At 67.1% G+C, this 17156-nt stretch carries 17 protein-coding genes, 1 tRNA gene and 1 pseudogene; 8 read left to right on the forward strand and 11 right to left on the reverse strand.

The window, feature by feature from the left end:
* The first annotated feature begins 40 nt into the window (after positions 1-40).
* From OG817_RS39195 to OG817_RS39205, 3 genes are all read left to right on the forward strand, one after another.
* Positions 41-631, forward strand: coding sequence for a TetR/AcrR family transcriptional regulator (locus tag OG817_RS39195; RefSeq protein ID WP_396396978.1), 591 nt, complete (start codon positions 41-43; stop codon positions 629-631).
* Between the two features lie 2 nt (positions 632-633).
* Positions 634-1386 (forward strand): CPBP family intramembrane glutamic endopeptidase, encoded by a 753-nt coding sequence (locus OG817_RS39200; protein WP_406050012.1) that lies wholly within the window; start codon positions 634-636, stop codon positions 1384-1386.
* 522 nt (positions 1387-1908) lie between these two features.
* Positions 1909-2508 (forward strand): TMEM175 family protein, encoded by a 600-nt coding sequence (locus OG817_RS39205; RefSeq protein ID WP_406050014.1) that lies wholly within the window; start codon positions 1909-1911, stop codon positions 2506-2508.
* A gap of 480 nt (positions 2509-2988) precedes the next feature.
* Here the strand turns inward: OG817_RS39205 and OG817_RS39210 are convergent, their stop codons facing one another.
* Positions 2989-3672, reverse strand: coding sequence for a hypothetical protein (locus tag OG817_RS39210; protein ID WP_406050015.1), 684 nt, complete (start codon positions 3670-3672; stop codon positions 2989-2991).
* Positions 3673-3739: 67 nt separating this feature from the next.
* Positions 3740-4012: pseudogene (locus OG817_RS39215) on the reverse strand (isochorismatase family protein); the annotation flags it as partial.
* 357 nt (positions 4013-4369) lie between these two features.
* On the opposite strand from OG817_RS39215, the gene OG817_RS39220 reads away from it, so the two are divergent.
* Positions 4370-5062 (forward strand): tyrosine-type recombinase/integrase, encoded by a 693-nt coding sequence (locus OG817_RS39220; RefSeq protein WP_406050017.1) that lies wholly within the window; start codon positions 4370-4372, stop codon positions 5060-5062.
* Positions 5005-5301: a tyrosine-type recombinase/integrase gene (locus OG817_RS39225; RefSeq protein WP_406050018.1), complete on the forward strand. Its 297-nt coding sequence runs from the start codon at positions 5005-5007 to the stop codon at positions 5299-5301. Before OG817_RS39220 ends, OG817_RS39225 begins: the two co-directional genes overlap by 58 nt.
* A gap of 79 nt (positions 5302-5380) precedes the next feature.
* On the opposite strand, the gene OG817_RS39230 is transcribed toward OG817_RS39225, so the two are convergent.
* A tRNA-Gly gene (locus tag OG817_RS39230) sits at positions 5381-5454 on the reverse strand.
* Positions 5455-5785: 331 nt separating this feature from the next.
* Here OG817_RS39230 and OG817_RS39235 point away from each other — a divergent pair.
* Positions 5786-6229 carry a MarR family winged helix-turn-helix transcriptional regulator gene (locus tag OG817_RS39235; protein WP_238164462.1) on the forward strand — a complete coding sequence of 148 codons (444 nt, stop codon included), beginning with the start codon at positions 5786-5788 and terminating at the stop codon, positions 6227-6229.
* Between the two features lie 173 nt (positions 6230-6402).
* Positions 6403-6978, forward strand: coding sequence for a dCTP deaminase (dcd, locus tag OG817_RS39240; protein WP_406050019.1), 576 nt, complete (start codon positions 6403-6405; stop codon positions 6976-6978).
* A 49-nt stretch (positions 6979-7027) separates the two neighbouring features.
* Here dcd and OG817_RS39245 read toward each other — a convergent pair whose 3' ends face one another.
* The 4 genes from OG817_RS39245 to OG817_RS39260 all read right to left on the reverse strand — a co-directional run bounded on the left by OG817_RS39245 (position 7028) and on the right by OG817_RS39260 (position 10576).
* Positions 7028-8533, reverse strand: coding sequence for a hypothetical protein (locus OG817_RS39245; RefSeq protein ID WP_406050020.1), 1506 nt, complete (start codon positions 8531-8533; stop codon positions 7028-7030).
* A gap of 138 nt (positions 8534-8671) precedes the next feature.
* Positions 8672-8914 carry a hypothetical protein gene (locus OG817_RS39250; protein ID WP_406050021.1) on the reverse strand — a complete coding sequence of 81 codons (243 nt, stop codon included), beginning with the start codon at positions 8912-8914 and terminating at the stop codon, positions 8672-8674.
* Between the two features lie 88 nt (positions 8915-9002).
* Positions 9003-9833 (reverse strand): DUF4097 family beta strand repeat-containing protein, encoded by an 831-nt coding sequence (locus tag OG817_RS39255; RefSeq protein WP_406050023.1) that lies wholly within the window; start codon positions 9831-9833, stop codon positions 9003-9005.
* Positions 9830-10576 (reverse strand): hypothetical protein, encoded by a 747-nt coding sequence (locus OG817_RS39260; protein ID WP_396392978.1) that lies wholly within the window; start codon positions 10574-10576, stop codon positions 9830-9832. The genes OG817_RS39255 and OG817_RS39260 overlap by 4 nt, the downstream gene beginning before the upstream one ends.
* A 111-nt stretch (positions 10577-10687) precedes the next feature.
* On the opposite strand from OG817_RS39260, the gene OG817_RS39265 reads away from it, so the two are divergent.
* On the forward strand, positions 10688-11482 hold the full coding sequence (locus tag OG817_RS39265) for an SDR family NAD(P)-dependent oxidoreductase (protein WP_406050024.1): 795 nt from the start codon (positions 10688-10690) through the stop codon (positions 11480-11482).
* Here OG817_RS39265 and OG817_RS39270 read toward each other — a convergent pair.
* From OG817_RS39270 to OG817_RS39285, 4 genes are all read right to left on the reverse strand, one after another.
* The gene (locus tag OG817_RS39270) at positions 11479-12333 is read right to left on the reverse strand and encodes a discoidin domain-containing protein (protein ID WP_406050025.1); all 855 of its coding nucleotides are present in this window, start codon (positions 12331-12333) and stop codon (positions 11479-11481) included. The two genes, OG817_RS39265 and OG817_RS39270, sit on opposite strands and share 4 nt — an antisense overlap.
* Positions 12330-13913, reverse strand: coding sequence for an alkaline phosphatase D family protein (locus tag OG817_RS39275; protein ID WP_406050026.1), 1584 nt, complete (start codon positions 13911-13913; stop codon positions 12330-12332). The genes OG817_RS39270 and OG817_RS39275 overlap by 4 nt, the downstream gene beginning before the upstream one ends.
* A gap of 120 nt (positions 13914-14033) precedes the next feature.
* The gene (locus OG817_RS39280) at positions 14034-14834 is read right to left on the reverse strand and encodes an LppX_LprAFG lipoprotein (RefSeq protein WP_406050028.1); all 801 of its coding nucleotides are present in this window, start codon (positions 14832-14834) and stop codon (positions 14034-14036) included.
* Positions 14835-14920: 86 nt separating this feature from the next.
* Positions 14921-17068, reverse strand: a complete 2148-nt coding sequence (locus OG817_RS39285; RefSeq protein ID WP_406050030.1) for a (Fe-S)-binding protein — start codon at positions 17066-17068, stop codon at positions 14921-14923.
* Positions 17069-17156 lie beyond the last annotated feature (88 nt).

Consider the following 17156-nt stretch of genomic DNA (forward strand, 5'->3'; position numbering starts at 1 on the left):
CATTAACGAATGATGGTTCACAAACTCGGGAGGGGTCAGGATGGCTCGGCCGCGGCTGGTCAGCGACGACGTGATCCTGGACGCCACTCGTCAGGTCCTGGCCGAGCTCGGACCGGTGAAACTGACGCTCGCGGCGGTCGGCGCCAGGGTCGGTCTGGCGGCGCCGACACTGGTGCAGAGGTTCGGCTCCAAGCGTGGTCTGCTGCTCGCCTCGGCCGCGCGGTCGCCGGTGATGGTGCTGCGGGCGGCGGAGGAAGCCGAGGCGCGCAACACCTCGCCGCTGGCGACCCTGCGGGCCTTCGCGCTGACGGCCGTTGCCCACATCAAGCACCGCGAGGAGCTCGGCAACGGGCTCGGGTTCGTCCAGCTCGACGTCGCCGATCCGGAGTTCCGGAAGCACGCGCTGGCGCACTCGGCCGCGATCGTCGACAGCTGCGCCCGGCTGTACCGCGCGGCCCAGGACGCCGGTGAGCTGCGCCCGGATGCCGACGTACCGGCTCTCGCTCGCCACACCCTTGTCTGTTTCAACGGCGCGCTGCAGGTCTGGGCGGTGAACGGCTGGGGCTCGCTCAGCGAGTTCCTCTCCGAGCAGCTGGACCTGATGCTCGCGCCCTACCTCGCCCAGGAGTGACGATGTTCTTCCGCGTGCTGGTGTTCTATCTGGCCACGATGGTGTTCAGCGGAGTGCTGAACGCGATCCAGGCCGCGACCGGTCCCGACCCGGACCTGATCCAGCTGGTGCAGTTCGCGCCGGCGCTCGGGGTCGGCGTGATGTTCCTGCTGTTCCGTCGTACGACGCGCGTGCGGGCCCGCTTCACGCCGGTCGCGGTGGCGGCCGGCCGGAGTGCGTTGGTCGTCGGCATCGTGATGGCGGCGCTGCTCGCGTCGGTGCTCGTCCACGTGATCGCCGGCCACAGCTGGCGAGCCGAAAGTCTGCCGTTTCCCTTGGGAGTGCTGGTGATCACGATGGTCGTCGGCGCGGCCGGTGAGGAGCTCGGTTGGCGCGCCTATCTCCAGCCCTACCTACAGACTCGCCTCCCGGTACTGCGTTCGTCGCTCATCGTCGGCGTGCTCTGGGGCTTCTGGCATGTCGGCGGGTTCGCGTACGGCGTCGTCTACATGGGCTTGTTCGTGCTGATGGCGACCTCGCTCTCGGTGGTGATGGGCGCAGTCCTGCAATCCGCCCGCGGTACCAACCTCGCCGTCGCGACCGCCGCCCACGCCGCGGTGAATCTCGGTCTGATCCTCGTCTTCACCGAGGAGGACGGCGACCTCTTCCCGATGACCGTCCTGGCCGTCGTGTGGACGATCGCCGCGCTCCTCACCCACCGATCCACCACCCGCAAGCACATCCACAGTCCGTTGACCGGAGCAACGGTCTCGTAGGTCAACCGCTTGAATAGGAGCGCAAGGCAAAGGAAAAGTCCAGGTCACGAAGAGACCTGGACTTTGTTCTGACAAGCGGAGCGGGTGACGGGAATCGAACCCGCACTGTCAGCTTGGGAACAGACTTGTCTACTGTGAACCGCTCCGCCTAGCGCTCGCCAAGTGCTTCCTCGACGCGCGGAGTTCGTCGGCGTTCGGCGCGGGGCAGGAGGACTGCACCGCGGGCACCGCGTGTCCGTGCACGACCAGAGCGTGTGCACCGATCAGGCCAAGCGTGCGTCCAAAGCGAACGAGTTCGGTGAGCCGATCGCCTGAAACGGGACACCTGCCCAGGGGCTCTCTACCGGGCGCTGGCGGTGGCATGATCACTCCCGGTCAGGCAATCTGGATCTGTGCTGCGGCAGCAGGCAGCCGGGCCCGCGGTCGTCGACGCCACCGGCTGCCGGCCGACGCGAAGGAGGCGGTGCCGTGCCAGCTGACCCAGACACTCCGCGCGGACGCCGGGTCCTCGGTAAGGACCGGATGGAAGGATTCAGCGACGGCGTCTTCGGATTCGCCATCACGCTGCTCGTCCTGGATATTGCCCTCCGCCCACCGGGCACACCCCTTCAGCAGGTGCTTCACGCCTGGCCCGCCTACCTGGCCTACGTCATCAGCTTCCTGACCATCGGCGGTGCGTGGCTCCAGCACACCGCCTTGACCGATCAGCTCGCACAGACTGATCCGCTGTTCCTGCGCCTCAACCTGCTCGTCCTGCTCGTGGTCGTCTTCCTGCCCTTCCCGACGCAGCTCGTCGCCGACGCCCTGCGTAGCGCCAGCGGCGAACGGGTGTATGCCACCATGTACGGGCTCACGCTCCTGGCCATCCGCCTCCTGGGGGCCGCACTAGACGCGTACGCGCGGCACGAGCACCTCTACTCCCCGCCGAAAGAGGGCGAGGAGCTGCACACAAACCAGCGGAAATTCCTGCCCATCGTCATCGCGTATGTGATCACGATTCTCATCGGGCTCGCCTTGCCGATACTGGCGATAGCGCTCTACTTCTGCATTGCGGTGTACCTGGTGGTGCCGTTCCGAGAGGCCGCGCGGGTGCTGATCCGGCGGCACAGCCCCCGCCAATGAACGCCGCTCCAGCAGGTGCGGCTGGTATCGGGCCAGACCTTTGACCGCGTTTGATCTAGAGCAGATGACGGGTCGAACCCGTACTGTCAGCTTGGGGAACAGAATTGTCCGCCGCAGCCAGTTCGGCCTCAGGGTCTGGGAACTGGCCGGCCGATCTGAATGGACCACTGTTGACCGGTGCATCCCGGCCCGACCCGTGCCCGAGAGGCCATAGTTACGTCGACTTCCGGCCCGTCGCCTCAGCTAAGCAAATCAAGAGAATTGCGGGCGCATTGCGCGACGCGGCGGTGATTCACGGGTGCCGGCACCTCCCTGCGACCGAACCCAAGCAAACGGGTTCGTAGTCGCTCAGGATTGTTTGTGTTTAGCCGACCGTTCAGACGCCGGCCAGGCGTTCGGTCATCCGCCTGCTCCGCCCGAACCGACCTGCGCGGGCCGCTCTTCTTCGAGGTCATTCGCCATGACGATTCTGCGACGCGGCTAGCTAGGTACTCCCAGTTCGATCCGATCGGCATCTCGCCAGGCCTCCGCGATTTCAATGAACGCATAACTCTCGCGCTCAAAGCGCTTGGCAAGCTCGGCCGCCTCAGCATCTTCGACGGTCGATGAGGGCTCATCGATCCTGCCGAGACGCCGCAGGCGATCTGCCACGATTTCAGTCAGCATCGCCTGCCCCATGTTTGGATCATTTACAATTTCGACAACCCAACGCTCATATTTCTCAGTAGCGCGCATAAGAGAACCAAGGACCGTCATCAGCTCCCATGCACGATCACGCGTCTCGCTCGTCGAGATCAGCATCGATTTATCTAGATGATCCTCAAGCACGCCGCTGCCGTCACGTATCCGAGTTATAGCTGTGACTACCTGCACCGGGTCGCTCGTGCGCGTGAGTCGAAGAGTATTCTTGGAGATTGCCTGATAAGCGGTCGATGCCACCTGAAATACCGCCAGCCGTCGTTCGCGCCACTCGAGCAGGTCTCTTTGCGCGCGCTCAGTTGCTTGCTGCTCTCGGCTGTCCGCTAACTGTAGGTTCAGCCTTTCAATCTCCCCGGACTGTCGCCGCTTGTCGGCCGCCGCATCTCGCCGCGCCTGCAGCCACGCGCCGACCTGCCCAGCCGCCAGTCCCACTCCCCCGGTGACCAGGACTGCCCACAGATCCATCTGTCCTCCTGTTTGCAAGCGCGCCGACTCAACGTACGGCTGGACGCCCGGCTGCGCCGCCCGACGCTCAGGCAGTCGCAGCCTTGGCCTGTGAAGCGAGGCTTGCTCGGGCTTGAACTAGCTGCCCCCGGCCTATGAACCTGCCGGTCACGAGCAGTCCGGCGTCGTGCTCGACCTGGCCGGCGTGGCTGTAGACCAGGTCCTCAATGACCCATGGGACTAGCCCTAGCTCGAATGCGTCTACGGCTGTCTTGAGGACGCAGGACTCGGTGTCGAGGCCGACGATGACGATGTGCTTCCAGCCGTGCTGGGCGATCAGCTCGGTGCCTTCGTCGTTGAAGAAGGAGTACGTCGGTTGTCGATGACTGCGGCCGCGCCGGGGACCAGTTCGGCGAGTTCAGGGACGAGCTCGGTTTCCGGGGGTGCCGGGCATCATCGCGGTCCAGCGGATCAGCTGTTCGAAGAGGGAGTCTGGGTAGTTGATGAAGCGGGACATGACGTACGGGCGTCCGGATGCTGCCCATCGGCGGGTGAAGTCTGCGATCGGCTGCACAACGTGTGCCGACGGTGGTGATACGAAGCCGTTCTGGACGTCGACCAGGACGAGGACGCTGTCGTCAGCGGGGATCACGTTGTTGCCTTTCTGCGGAGTCCTTCAAGATTTCGATCGTGTCGTTTAGGTGGGTGTGGAGTCCACTTGCAGAAGTGGATCCGTGAGCGGCCCGGCCTCCGGTCGAAGGCGCTCGTTCTGTACGGCGGTCTGCTGCGGAACCACATTGCGCCGGCACTGGGCACCAAGCCGCTTCGTGAACTCTCCGCGCCGATGCTGCGGGGCTGGAGGCAATCACTCCTGGACGGTGGCCTTGGACCAGTTACAGCCGCCAAGGCGTACCGGCTGCTGCGGTCGATTCTCTCGACCGCAGTCGAAGACCGACTCATCAAAACCAACCCGTGCTACATCAAGGGAGCTGCTGTGGAGCGCAGTCCGGAACGGCCGGTGCTGACCGTTGCCGAGGTCTACAAGCTGGCACATGCAATGCACCCGAGGTTCCGCTCCCTGATTCTGGTTGCTGCTCTCGGCAGCCTGCGCTGGGGTGAGCTGGCAGCGCTGCAAAGGCGGCACGTCGACCTGGTCAATGGAGTGCTGAGGATTCGACAGGCCGCCGTCGAGTTGCCGACCGGCGAACTGCAGATCAGTCCACCGAAGACGGCGGCCGGGCGCCGGACGGTGTACCTTCCGGAGATTGTCATGCAGGATCTGCGGCTGCACTTCGACATCTACGTCAAACGAGCGCCTGAAGCGTTCGTTTCACGGGAGCCAAGGGCGCACAGTTGCGCAGGTCAACGTTCCAGCGGAACTGGCGGAAGGGACTCAAGGGAGCTGGTCTGACCGGCCGCGTGCACTTCCACGACCTACGGCACACCGGCAACACGTGGGCAGCGGAGTCCGGCGCGACCTTGCGAGAGCTGATGGAGCGCATGGGTCACGCCAGCAGTCGGGCAGCGCTGATCTACCTCCACACCAACGACCGGCGACACCAGGGGGTCGCCCAGGCAATGTCAGAACTTGTCGCGGAAGGTTTGCGCGATGACCCGGACGACGGTCTCGCGGCGGCATCGGGCACGTAACGGGCACGGCGCCGGTATCGGGTCACAGAGATGACGAAACCCCAGGTCAGAATCCTGCCACTGACCTGGGGTTTCGCTGTGGAGCGGGTGACGGGAATCGAACCCGCACTGTCAGCTTGGGAAGCTGATGTTCTGCCATTGAACTACACCCGCACTGTCTGGTGGTGGGACCAGCAGGCGGAGAAGAGCATAGCCGATCGGGCGGGCCGCGGGCACGCCGGGTCCGGCGCGGCGGACCCGCTGGTTGCTGCCGGGTCAACCGAACGGGACGAAGACGATGCCCGGTGCATCGAAAAGGCGCGTGCGGGCGGTTTGCGCCAGGGGTTCTTGGGGAGTTTTCACAAAGGGCACGCTCAGGACTGGGCAGGTCGGTCATCTTCTGGCAGATTAGAACGCGTTGCCGGGGGCAACATTTGACGCAACGTGAGGACACGGTCCTCGGGACCGGACAAGATGGTTGCGGGGCAACTGGATGAAGGGGTGAATGGTGGCAACAGACACGAGTGACGCGCTGGAGAACCTGGAGAAGGAGCTCGTCACGTTGGCGCGGCGGCTGCGCAGCCTGCAGCGGACGCTGTCCGACGAGGCGCACCCGGACCTGGAGCCGGCGCAGTACGCGTTGCTGAACCACGTCGAGGAGTTGGCGCCGGTGCGGATGGCCGACCTGGTAGCGGCGCTCGAGGTGGACAAGGGCCCGGTCAGCCGGGCCTGCGCACGACTGGAGGAGGAGGGCCTGCTGAAGCGGGCCGCCGACAAGTCGGACGCGCGGGCGACTCTGCTGACCCTGACCGCGGCCGGTAAGCGGAAGCTGACGGCGGCCCGGAAGAAGCGGCACAAGGTGATCGAGGATCTGCTGAAGGACTGGTCGCCGGCGCAGGTGAAGACCTTCGCCACCCAGGTGTCGAAGTTCAACAAGCTGGCCGACTGATCGTTGCCTGAGGCCCGGGTTTCGGTGCGCCGCAACGGTGCCGGAACCATCGCCGGGACGGTCTGGTGGTGAGGTCACGCCGGGGAGCTGAGGGCTCCGGACGATCCGCCGCCAGGCACCCGAACGGGCCGGCAGAACTGGGCGGAGACGCAGCACGCTGCTAAGTTCCTGTCGTGCTGCTCTCCGACCGTGACATCTTGGCCGAGCTCGACGCGAAACGGGTCCAGCTGGATCCGTTCGATGCTGCGATGGTGCAGCCGTCGAGTGTCGACGTGCGGCTGGATCGGTTCTTCCGGGTGTTCGAGAACCACAAATACCCGCACATCGACCCCGCCGAGGAACAGCCCGACCTGACCCGGCTGGTCGAACCCGACGGCGAGGAGCCGTTCATCCTGCATCCCGGTGAGTTCGTGCTGGGATCGACGTACGAGCTGGTGACGCTGCCCGACGACGTGGCGGCGCGGCTGGAGGGCAAGTCCTCGCTGGGCCGGCTCGGGCTGCTCACCCACTCCACCGCCGGGTTCATCGACCCGGGCTTCTCCGGGCACGTGACGCTGGAGCTGTCGAACGTGGCGACACTGCCGATCAAGCTCTGGCCCGGGATGAAGATCGGCCAGTTGTGCTTCTTCCGGCTGTCGTCCCCGGCCGAGCACCCGTACGGCTCGGCGAAGTACGGCTCCCGCTATCAGGGCCAGCGCGGCCCGACGCCGTCGCGGTCGTACCAGAACTTCCACCGCACCGACGTCTAGACAGACGAAGGCCCCGACCAGCTGGTCGGGGCCTCCCGGTCCGCTGGCGTCAGCCGATCGCCTTCTGGACGACCAGCACCGTCTCGGTCGACATCGGGGCCTTGTCGCCCGGCTCGAGCAGGTAGACGCTTCCGTACGTCGAGACCATGCTGGGCGACTTCGGCTCGCCGTACAGCAAGGTGGTGTCGCCGAAGCCGCCGATGTTGTCCGAGGACGACGAGCTCTCCGTGGGTGTCGACTCCGACGGCGTCCCGTTGGCCGACGGCGTTGCACCGTCGGAGGGCGTCCCGCCGTCGCCGGGCGTCGGGGTCGGCGAGGCGATGTCCTGACCGGTGGCGGCGTCCATCAGTACGGCGTCCTTCTCGGCCTGGGCGTACACCACACCGTGGAAGACGGCGGTGACACTCGGTACGACGCGACTGGCCGACTCGTTCGTGTAGCCCCACACCTTCTTGCCGGTGCTGTCGTCGAAGCCGATGATCTCGACCGACTCCAGTTGGCGCGAGCCGCTGCAGACGACCGAGTTCTTCTGGTCACCCCGGCACTCGTAGGAGACCGAGTTCATGTCGTCCTTCAGCGTCGACGTCAGCGTGGTGAAGGCGCCGCCGGCGATGTCGACGGAGTACACGCTCGACGAGTAGTAGCCGTCCAGCTTGCCGGGCGGGGCCGGGACGTACACCGAGCCGGACAGGTACGCACGCTTGGCGCCGAAGCCGGCCGGCCGGAGGTAGTTCGCCTTCACGGGCGTCTTCTTGGTGACCTTGCCGGTGGTGGCGTCGGCGGTCGCGATGGTCAGGTCGGTCGCGCCCTCCTGCCCGTCGCCGACGGCGCCGGCCATCTTCCCGTCGAGCAGACCGGCGACGGCGAAGAACGGCGTCACCGTCGACTTCTTCGCCTTCGGGTCGGCGAAAACAGTGAAGGTGCCGGCCTTCTTCGCGTTCTCCGCGGAGCCGGCCGAGACGGCGACGGCGATCTGTCCGGTCGCGGCGTCGTACGTCTGGCTGACGATGTCCTTGCCGCCGTTGTCGGGGCCGAGGAGCGGCGTGAGGTCGACGGGGATCGAGGTGATGACCTTGCCCTCGGTCGGATCGATCCACTGGAACAGGACCTGGCCGTGGGCCTTCTCCGTGCCACTGCCCTGGACCCGCTGGACGTAGACGACCCCGATGACTTCCTTGCCGTCGAGCTGCAGAGCCATCGGGCTGCTGGAGTCGGAGGTCGTGGTGGTCGTGTCTTCCTTGGACAGGACCTGCCAGGAGTGGGCACCGGTCACGTTGACGCCGGTGATGCCGTTGGCTCCCGCGTAGAGCGAGGTCTGGCCGACGATGCCGGCCTGGACCGTGTAGTCGTTGTCCCCCGGCACCTGCGGCTCGGCGAGCCCGGCGACCGGGGAGAAAGCCTTGGGTGGGTCGAACGAAGGGACCTCGGGTGTTGCCGGACTCGATGCCGACTGACCGCCGTCGCCCGCGGTGGAATCGGATGCCTTGTCGTCACCGCCGCTGCAGCCGGCCAGCAGTACGACCGCAGCGGTTGCGGTGATCAACGGACGCAACATCGTTGTTTCTCTCCCCAGTTGTGAACCAAGAGTGACGGCGTGAACGCTAGCAGCGTCCGCAGGTCCGAACCGTCACCAAACCCAGACGTTGCAGCAAGTTGCAAAGTGCGGCCGCCGCTCCGCTGATCGGCGAGCCGGTCATCGGACGACCGACAGGCCGGTACCGCGGCGGCCGGGCTGCGGCTCGGCCAGGCGGCGCTGCGAGTCGAGGCGGCGCTGCGGGTCCAGGCGGTCGGCGATCCGGCGCAGTACGCCGGCCAGTTCGTAGCGGGGTCCGCTGGTCCGGGTGGCCTTGCGTCCGTGCCGCTCGGCACGGACCTCGGCGGCGCGCAACTGCTCGTTGACGCGGTAGCGGGCTACCTCTTGGTGTTCGGTGATCATCGTTCTGCTCCCCTCTGGATGGTTTTCGGCAATGCTTCGCCCAGGTCCCGCCGGGCCGTTGCCGGCGGGACCTCCTGGGTGATGGGTGTCAGACCTTGGTGACGGTGATGTCGCCGGAGACGGTGCGGGCCCGCAGCATCAGCGCGCGGTCGCCCTCGGCCGGCTTGTCGCTCGGCTCCAGATCGCACCGGATCCGTCCGGTGACCGTCTTCAGGTCCAGGTACGTCGGGACGCCGTCGAGTACTCCGATGTGGACGTCTCCGCGGGCCGTCTCGGCCCGGATGCTCGGCGCGTCGGCGATCTCGACCGTGACGTCGCCGGAGCCGGAGGTGGCGACCGAGTGGTCGCGGATCCGCTCGATGGTGATGTCACCCGAGCCGACCTTGACGCTGGCGGGCCCGGCCACGTCGCCGACGCGGACGTCGCCGGAGCCGGTGCTCAGCCCGACCGCGTCGCCGGCCTCGCCGATGGTGATCGCGCCGGAGCCGGTGCTGCCCCGGACGGAGCCCGCGACGTACTCGGCCCGGACGTCGCCGCTGCCGGTGTTCACCGCGAGGTCACCCTCGACCCGGTCGAGCCGGACGTCGCCGGAACCGGTCGACAGTCGCGCGGTGGCCAGCGGCGCCCGCGAGCTGATGTCACCGGAGCCGGTCTTGATCCGGGCTTCCATGGTCGCCGGGGTGGCGATCCGGACCTGGATCTCCGGTCCGCGGCGGACGTTGCGCGGGCCCTCGACGATCAGTTCGCCGTCGCGGACCGCGACGACCACGTCGTCCTCGGTGCCGCTGTCGACCTCGAGTGAGACCATCGTCTCGGTGCCGTCGGCCGGCACGATCTCGACCAGGCCGGAGCCGATCTCGATCCGGAGCTTCTCGATCTTGGTCGCGTCCTCGACGAGTTGCTGGCTGAAGCCGCTCACTGGGCCCACCCCGTCATCCGCTGGCCCGGGCCGTGGCCGCCACGGCGACGGCGCTCCTTGTCCCGGTCCCGGTCGTCACGGTTGCGGTCGCGGCCGCGCCGGCTGCGCTCGGGTCCGAAGACGCCCTCCTCGCCGAAGGGGCCACCGGGGCCGAACACACCGTCCGGTCCGAAGACTCCGTCGGGTCCGAGCGGCCCGTTCGGACCGAGAGGGCCCTCCGGGCCGAACACACCACGCGGCGGGCGCGGGGGGCGGGGCGGGCGGTTGCCACGGCGATTCCGGTCGCCCAGCTCGGTCATCACGGTGCGCATCAGCCACGCGTTCGAGGAGATGCCCTCGGCCGCGGCGGCCTCGTCCACCTTGTTCTTCACCGACATCGGCAGTCGCAGCGTGATCCGCGCGGTCGGCTCGTCGGCGTCCAGGGTCACCTGGTCGGTGGCCTCGGTCTCGGTGTCGTCGTCGGTGTCGTCGTCCGCCTCGTCGGGGCCGGTCAGCTGGCTCGGAGCCGGCGTGACCACGAACTCGGGACGGCCACCGGCCATCCGGAGCTCGACCGAACCGGGGGACAGCTCGCGGCTGATCTCCCCGGCGGCGTCGGACAGGGCTGAGATGAGGGCCAGGCGGCCCGCGTCATCCAGCGTGGCCCCGAGGCGCTGTGCCACGGAGCGAGTTTGGTCGTCGGCCAGGGCGGTGGCGTTCTCCACGCTCCGCCGGACCGATTCGAGATAGTGGTCAAGTTCCATGCGATGAACTATGGCGTCATCGTGACGTCACTGTCAACCCCTTCTGATGTCATGGCGTCGTCATTGTGGCGCCAGGGCAGAATATGGGCCAGTCGGAGACAGGGAGGAACAGTGTCCAGAGGAGTACTCGTCACAGGCGCGTCCAGGGGTGTCGGCGCCGCGGCCGCGCGGGCGTTCGCACGGGCCGGCGACCGGGTCGTCCTGCACTGCCGAGGTGCGGTCGACCGGGCCGAGGAGGTGCGTGCCGGGCTCCCCGGCAGCGGCCATGCGGTAGTCACCGCGGATCTCGGTGACTCGGCCGCAATCCCTTCCCTGGTTGACGAATCGGCCGCTGTGCTCGGCCGGATCGACGTACTGGTGAACAACGCGGCGTTGTTCGTCGACGAGCCGGTCGCGGGGTCGCGCCGGATCGGGCATCCGCTCGCGGAGACGCCGTACGACGAGTGGGTCGCGGCCTGGCGCCGTACTCTCGCGGTGAATCTGGAAGGGGCGGCGCACGTGACCTGGTGCGTGGCCCGGCAGATGCTGGACAAGGAGCCCATGGAGGGCGGCCGGCGGGGCGCGATTGTCAACGTCGGGTCACGCGGCGCCTACCGAGGCGAGCCTGACGTGCCCGCGTACGGCGCTGCGAAGGCCGGACTGCACGCTCTCGGGCAGTCGCTGGCGGTATCGCTGGCGCCACATGACATCACCGTGACGTCAATTGCGCCCGGATTCATCGCCACAGACATGACCGAGTCGTTCCTGGCCGGTCCCGGCGGCGACGCGATCCGGGCGCAGAGCCCGTTCGACCGCGTCGCCACCGCCGAGGAGGTGGCCGACGCGGTCTACTGGCTCGCATCCCCGCAGGCGACTTGGTCCAGCGGCTCCGTCCTGGATTTCAACGGAGCGTCGTATCTGCACTAGCTCCCGTAGGTCTCTAGTTCGACGATGCGGGAGTAGGCGTGGTCGTTGCTGTCCAGGCAGAGGATGCGTACGGCGTCCGCCTGGACCGGATCGAACGTCGACGTCACGTGCCCGGCGGTGTTGCCCCGGACCTGGGCGACGGTCTGCCAGTCACCGCTGCCGCTGCGGACCTGGACGTCCCAGTCCCGCAACCCGTTGGTCAGCGCCGGATACTTGGCCGAGTCGAGCGTGTAGAGCTCGACCCGGTTGATCGTGGTCGGCGCGGCCAGCGCGACGTCGTAGTTGTCGGGGAACGCCGCGCGAGTGCCGTCGTTCCAGCCGGTCAGGGTGTCCCAGTGCTCGGAGTCCTTGTCGCCGTCGACCGCGCCGCAGAGCGTGAAGTTGCCGTGCGTCGACGACGCGGCGGCCTGCTCGCCCAGCGCGACGTTGCTGCCGGGGTCCTTCGAGGGCAGGGGATTCACCGTGACCGGGACGGTCAGCTGCGACTTGTCGACCTCGAGGTCGATCGTGTAGCTGCCGGGCTTGGTGTCACGCGGCACGCGGACCTCGACGGGTGCGGACACCGGCTGGTCGGGGTCGACGGCCGGGAGCCAGGACGAGAACAGCTCCCGGGACAGTTGCAATGGCCCAGACGGGTCCAGGGTGAGGTCGGCGTACCGATCCTCGCGGCCGGTATTGGTCATGGTCAGTGTCAGGTTGCCGGGAAAGCAGGGCAGGCCGACCACGCTCAACCGCTGCGGATCGGTGCTGACCTGTACGCCGGTTGTTGCCTGGGGCATCGAGCTGGACGTGATCAGGGTTGCCGCCGCCACGGCTCCGAAGGCGATGGCCGGCTGCCAGCGAATGCTCATGCCTGCACCTCCGAGATGCCTGGGCGGCCGTCCTCGACGAAGAGTTTGGCGCGGGTACTGACGGCGCCGTTCTGGACGCTGACCTTGTCGACGACGCGGTAGTCGGAGATCCAGCGCTGTGGGGTGATGCTGCAGGTCACGTACCCGCGCTGGAAGTTCCCGTATTTCATGTGCGGGTTCTCCTTGAGCAGGGTCGCGCCGCCCGGGTCGAGGTCCATGCCGTCGATCCCGGACGTGATCGACGTACCGACGAACTCGGCGCCGACTGTTGCGGACGCCGGATCGGTGAAGTCGAGCTTGAGGTCCGACGCGACGCTGCGGTGCAGGTCGCCGGCGATCGAGACCAGGTTGCGGACCTTGCGTTGTGCGGCGCCACCGAGGACCCGGTCGCGGGAGGCTTCGTAGCCGTCCCAGGTGTCCATCGGGACCAGGACGTCCGGGCCGTCCTTGGTGTCGAGGCGGGCGATCGCGGTCTGGTGCGCCATCACGTTCCAGCGCGAGCGCGAGGCGGTCCAGCCGTCGAGCAGCCACTTCTCCTGCGCGGCACCGGTGATCGTGCGGGCCGGATCCTTGGTCTCCGGACCAGGCGCCTTGGTGCCGTCGCCGTACGCCTGGTCCGAGCGGTACTGCCGCGTGTCGAGCACGCTGAACTCCGCGAGCCGGCCGAACTGGAACCGCCGGTAGAGCTGCATGTCCGGGCCCTTCGGCAGCTGCGCGAGCCGGAGCGGCATGTGTTCCCAGTACGCACGGAAGGCGTTGGCGCGACGTACCAGGAACTGCGCGGGCGGTGCACTCGGGTGCGCCTCGTCGGCCCAGTTGTCGACCACCTCGTGGTCGTCCAGCGTGACGATCCACGGCGCGACGGCGTGGGCCTGCTGCAGGTCCGGGTCCAGCTTGTACGCCGCGTACCGCTGGCGGTACTCGTCCAGCGTCACGCACTGCTGCGTGATGTAGGGCTCGTTCGAGTCCGGCCGGATGCCCCGGTCGATGCCGAACTCGTAGATGTAGTCGCCGAGGAAGAACACCACGTCGTGGTCCCGCTTCGCCATGTCGGCGTACGCGGTGTACCAGCCTTCCCAGATCGCCTGGCAGGACGCGAAGGCCAGCGACAGACTGGACAGGTTCGCGTCCGCCGGCGGTGCGGTCTTGGTCCGGCCGACCGGGCTGAACTGTCCGTTCACGCGAAAGCGGTACCAGTAGTGCCGCCAGGGACGCAGCCCTCGTACGTCGACGTGCACCGAGTGACTCGCCTCAGGTCGCGCCTGGGTCGTGCCATGACGGACGATCCGGCGGAAATGCTCGTCCTCCGCGACCTGCCACTGGACCTCGACCGGGCGGCGATCCATCCCGCCGAACGGCGCGAGCGGATCCGGTGCGAGCCGGGTCCAGATCACCACCCCGTCCGGCAGCGGATCACCCGAGGCGATCCCGAGGGTGAACGGGTCTCGCCGGTCGGTGCGGCCGGCGGCGCCGGCCATGGCGCTCCCGATCTCGGGAAGACTGCCGGTCAGCGCCAGTCCGGCCGCCGCTCCGGTCAAGGTCAGAAAGGTTCGTCGAGTACTACCCACACGCAAGCTCATCGGCACCAGCCCACCCGATCATCCGTCGGTGATCACTTCTGGAACAGGTAAGTTTCTACCTGGGTAACATGAGGTTACGAGAAGTTCTCACCGACGAATGTGATCTGACCGGATCCGGCCTCAGCGACGAACGATGTCCTTTGCCGCCGGTGCCTTGATGGTGACGGGTTTGCCCCAGTCCGAGGCCGTCATCGTCGCGCTGACGCCCTGCATCTCGAAGACGACTTTGTACATCAGGCGGTCGGCCGAGCCCATCCAGATCGTGTAGACGAGGCTCTTCGGCATTCCGGCTACGACCTTCTCACCCTGAGCCTTCATCGCGGCGGCGACGTCCACCGTGACGGCGTACCGGTCGACCTTGCGTCCGTCGAGGGTCTCGGTCTTGATGTACTGCGCCCGCTGGAGGCCGGCGTCGAACGCGTCGAAGGTCTTGGTCGGGTCGAGGTCGTCCAGCATCGAGCCGAGGGTCGCCGCCATCGGGTCGTTCGAGTCCGGGTCGACCTTGACGTACTTGCCCGCGGGCAGGTCACTCGTCGACAGGTACGCGATGTCCTTGACCAGGATCATCTTCATCCTGCCGTCGAACGCGGCGCCCTTCATGTCCAGTTGCATGGCGACCGGATTCATCGTCTGGACGCCGGTGACGGTCATCGTCTGGCCTCCGGCGACCATGCGCAGGGTGGTCCGGACCGAGTTCTTTCCCGCCATCCCCTTCTTCATGGCCGGCAGGAAGCTGGCCGTGTTCAGGTGCACCACCGGCGCCTGCTTGAGCGACTCGGCGGTGGTGGCGGCCGTCGGCGTCGCGGCGGGCACCTTGCCCCAGTCGCGGCCGGCTTCGGGCTTGTCGTTGTTGCCGCAGTCGGCCAGGCCGAGGGCCAGTGGCAACGTGGCGACCGTGGCCACGGCGGCACGGAACTTCATGATTCTGCTTCCTCCCCAGGTGATGCGAGCACCGGATCCTACGGCCCGCACCACCTGCGAGGGAAGTTATTTGCAGCTACCTGCAGTCAGCCGCGTTTTACGGAGGCGAGGAGCAGTTGGGCGACGTCCTGGACCTCGACGGACTCGCGGGCGGTGCCGTCGGCCTGCTGGGCGGTGAGGCCGTCGGACAGCATCACCCGGCAGAACGGGCAGCCGGTGGCGATCTTGTCCGCGCCGGTGCCGACCGCCTCGGTGGTCCGGTTCAGGTTGATCCGGCTGCCGATCTTCTCCTCCATCCACATCCGGGCACCGCCGGCGCCGCAGCAGAACGACTTGGTCTTGTTCCGCGGCATCTCGGTGTACTCCGCGCCCGGGATGATGTCGAGCAGCTCGCGCGGGGCGTCGTACACCTGGTTGTGGCGGCCGAGATAGCACGGGTCGTGGTAGGTGATCTTCTGGCCGTTGAGGGTGCTGTCGGCGGGCGCGACCGGGGTCAGCTTGCCCTCGCGGACCAGGCGGTTCAGCAGTTGGGTGTGGTGGATGACGTCGAGCTCGACACCGAGCTGGGAGTACTCGTTCTTCAGCGTGTTGAAGCAGTGCGCGCAGGTGGAGACGACCTTCTTCGCGCCGGTCTCCTTGAACACCTCCGCGTTCTGCATCGCCAGCTGCTGGAAGACGAACTCGTTGCCGGACCGCCGGGCCGGGTCACCGGTGCAGGTCTCGCCGTCGCCTAGTACGGCGAAGCTGACGCCGGCGATGTTCAGCAACTCGGCGACCGCCTGCGTGGTCTTCTTCGCACGGTCCTCGAACGCGCCCGCGCAGCCGACCCAGAACAGGTACTCGACCTCGTCCAGCGTCTCGACGTCGGCGCCGACCTGCTTGACCTCGAACGGCAGACCCTTGGCCCAGTCCATCCGGCCGGACGGGTTCATGTTCCACGGGTTGCCCTTGTTCTCCAGGCCCTTGAAGAGGCCGTTGAGCTCGGACGGGAACGACGACTCGATCAGCACCTGGTACCGGCGCATGTCCATGATCGCGTCCACGTGCTCGATGTCGACCGGGCACTGCTGCACGCACGCACCGCACGACGTACACGCCCACAGCGCGTCCTCGTCGATGACCGCGACGTCAGCGGGACCGACCAACGGCTTGTCCTGCTCCGCCAGCACCAGCTCGGGCAGCGACTTGCGCTCGTCGTCGGACGACGCCAGCAGGTACGGCGCTTTGGCGTAGGCGTGTTCGCGCAGGCCCATCATGATCAGCTTCGGCGACAACGGCTTCTCGGTGTTCCAGGCCGGGCACTGCGACTGGCACCGGCCGCACTCCGTGCAGGTGGTGAAGTCGAGCAGACCCTTCCAGGTGAAGTCCTCGACCTTGCCGACACCGAGGGCCGCGTCCTCGTCGAGCTCCTCGATGTTCTCGAAGTCGATCGGCGCGCCGTTGACCATGATCGGCTGCAGGGCGCCGAGCGCCGTACCGCCGTCGGCCTTGCGCTTGAACCAGATGTTCGGCCAGGCGGTGAACCGGTGCCAGGCGACACCCATGGTGGCGTTGAGCGAGATCGTGATCATCCAGGCGAACGAGATCAGGATCTTGATCATCGCGACCAGGTAGACCGTGTTCTCCAACGCGGACTCGCTCAGTCCGCCGAAGAGTGCCTGGCCGACGAAGAACGTGCTCGGGAAGTGGAACTTGCTGCCCGCGCCCAGCTCGTATTCCAGACCGCGCAGCAACAGGATGCAGATCAGTACGCCGAGGATCGTGTACTCGACGTAGTACGCCTGCCAGGCGGTGGAGCCGAAGAACCGGCTGTAGCGACCCTTCTCGCCCTTCGGCAGGTTGCGCAGCCGGATCGCCATCAGCCCGATGATCGAGACCAGGCCGGTCCAGGTGAGGAACTCGCTGACCCACTCGAAGACGAACCAGTGGCCGATCACCGGCAGCGCGTAGTGCGGGTCGAACAACTGGCCGAACGCCGTCACCAGGGTGAGGAACAGTCCGATGAAGCCGAACGCGACGAACCAGTGCAGTACGCCGATGTGGCTCCACTGCAGCATCCGGGTATGGCCGAGCGACTCCTTGACCAGTGTGGTGGTGCGCTGCCCCGGATTGTCGGTCCGCCCGGCCGGCTGGCCGAGCTTGATGACGGACACCATGTGCCCGATCGTCTTGCCGAACAACGCGACCCCGACCGCGGTGACCGCGAGCGAGACGACGATGGCGAGGATCTGCATACCAGCGATGTTATTGGTTGGTTACCCGCGAGTCATGTCGGTGTCGGGCTCGTCACGCCAGAGATGTGATTGTGCCCTCACCGACACA

Origin of the sequence: Kribbella sp. NBC_00889 (assembly GCF_045207705.1) — a bacterium.
In the GTDB taxonomy this organism is placed as follows: Bacteria; Actinomycetota; Actinomycetes; order Propionibacteriales; family Kribbellaceae; genus Kribbella.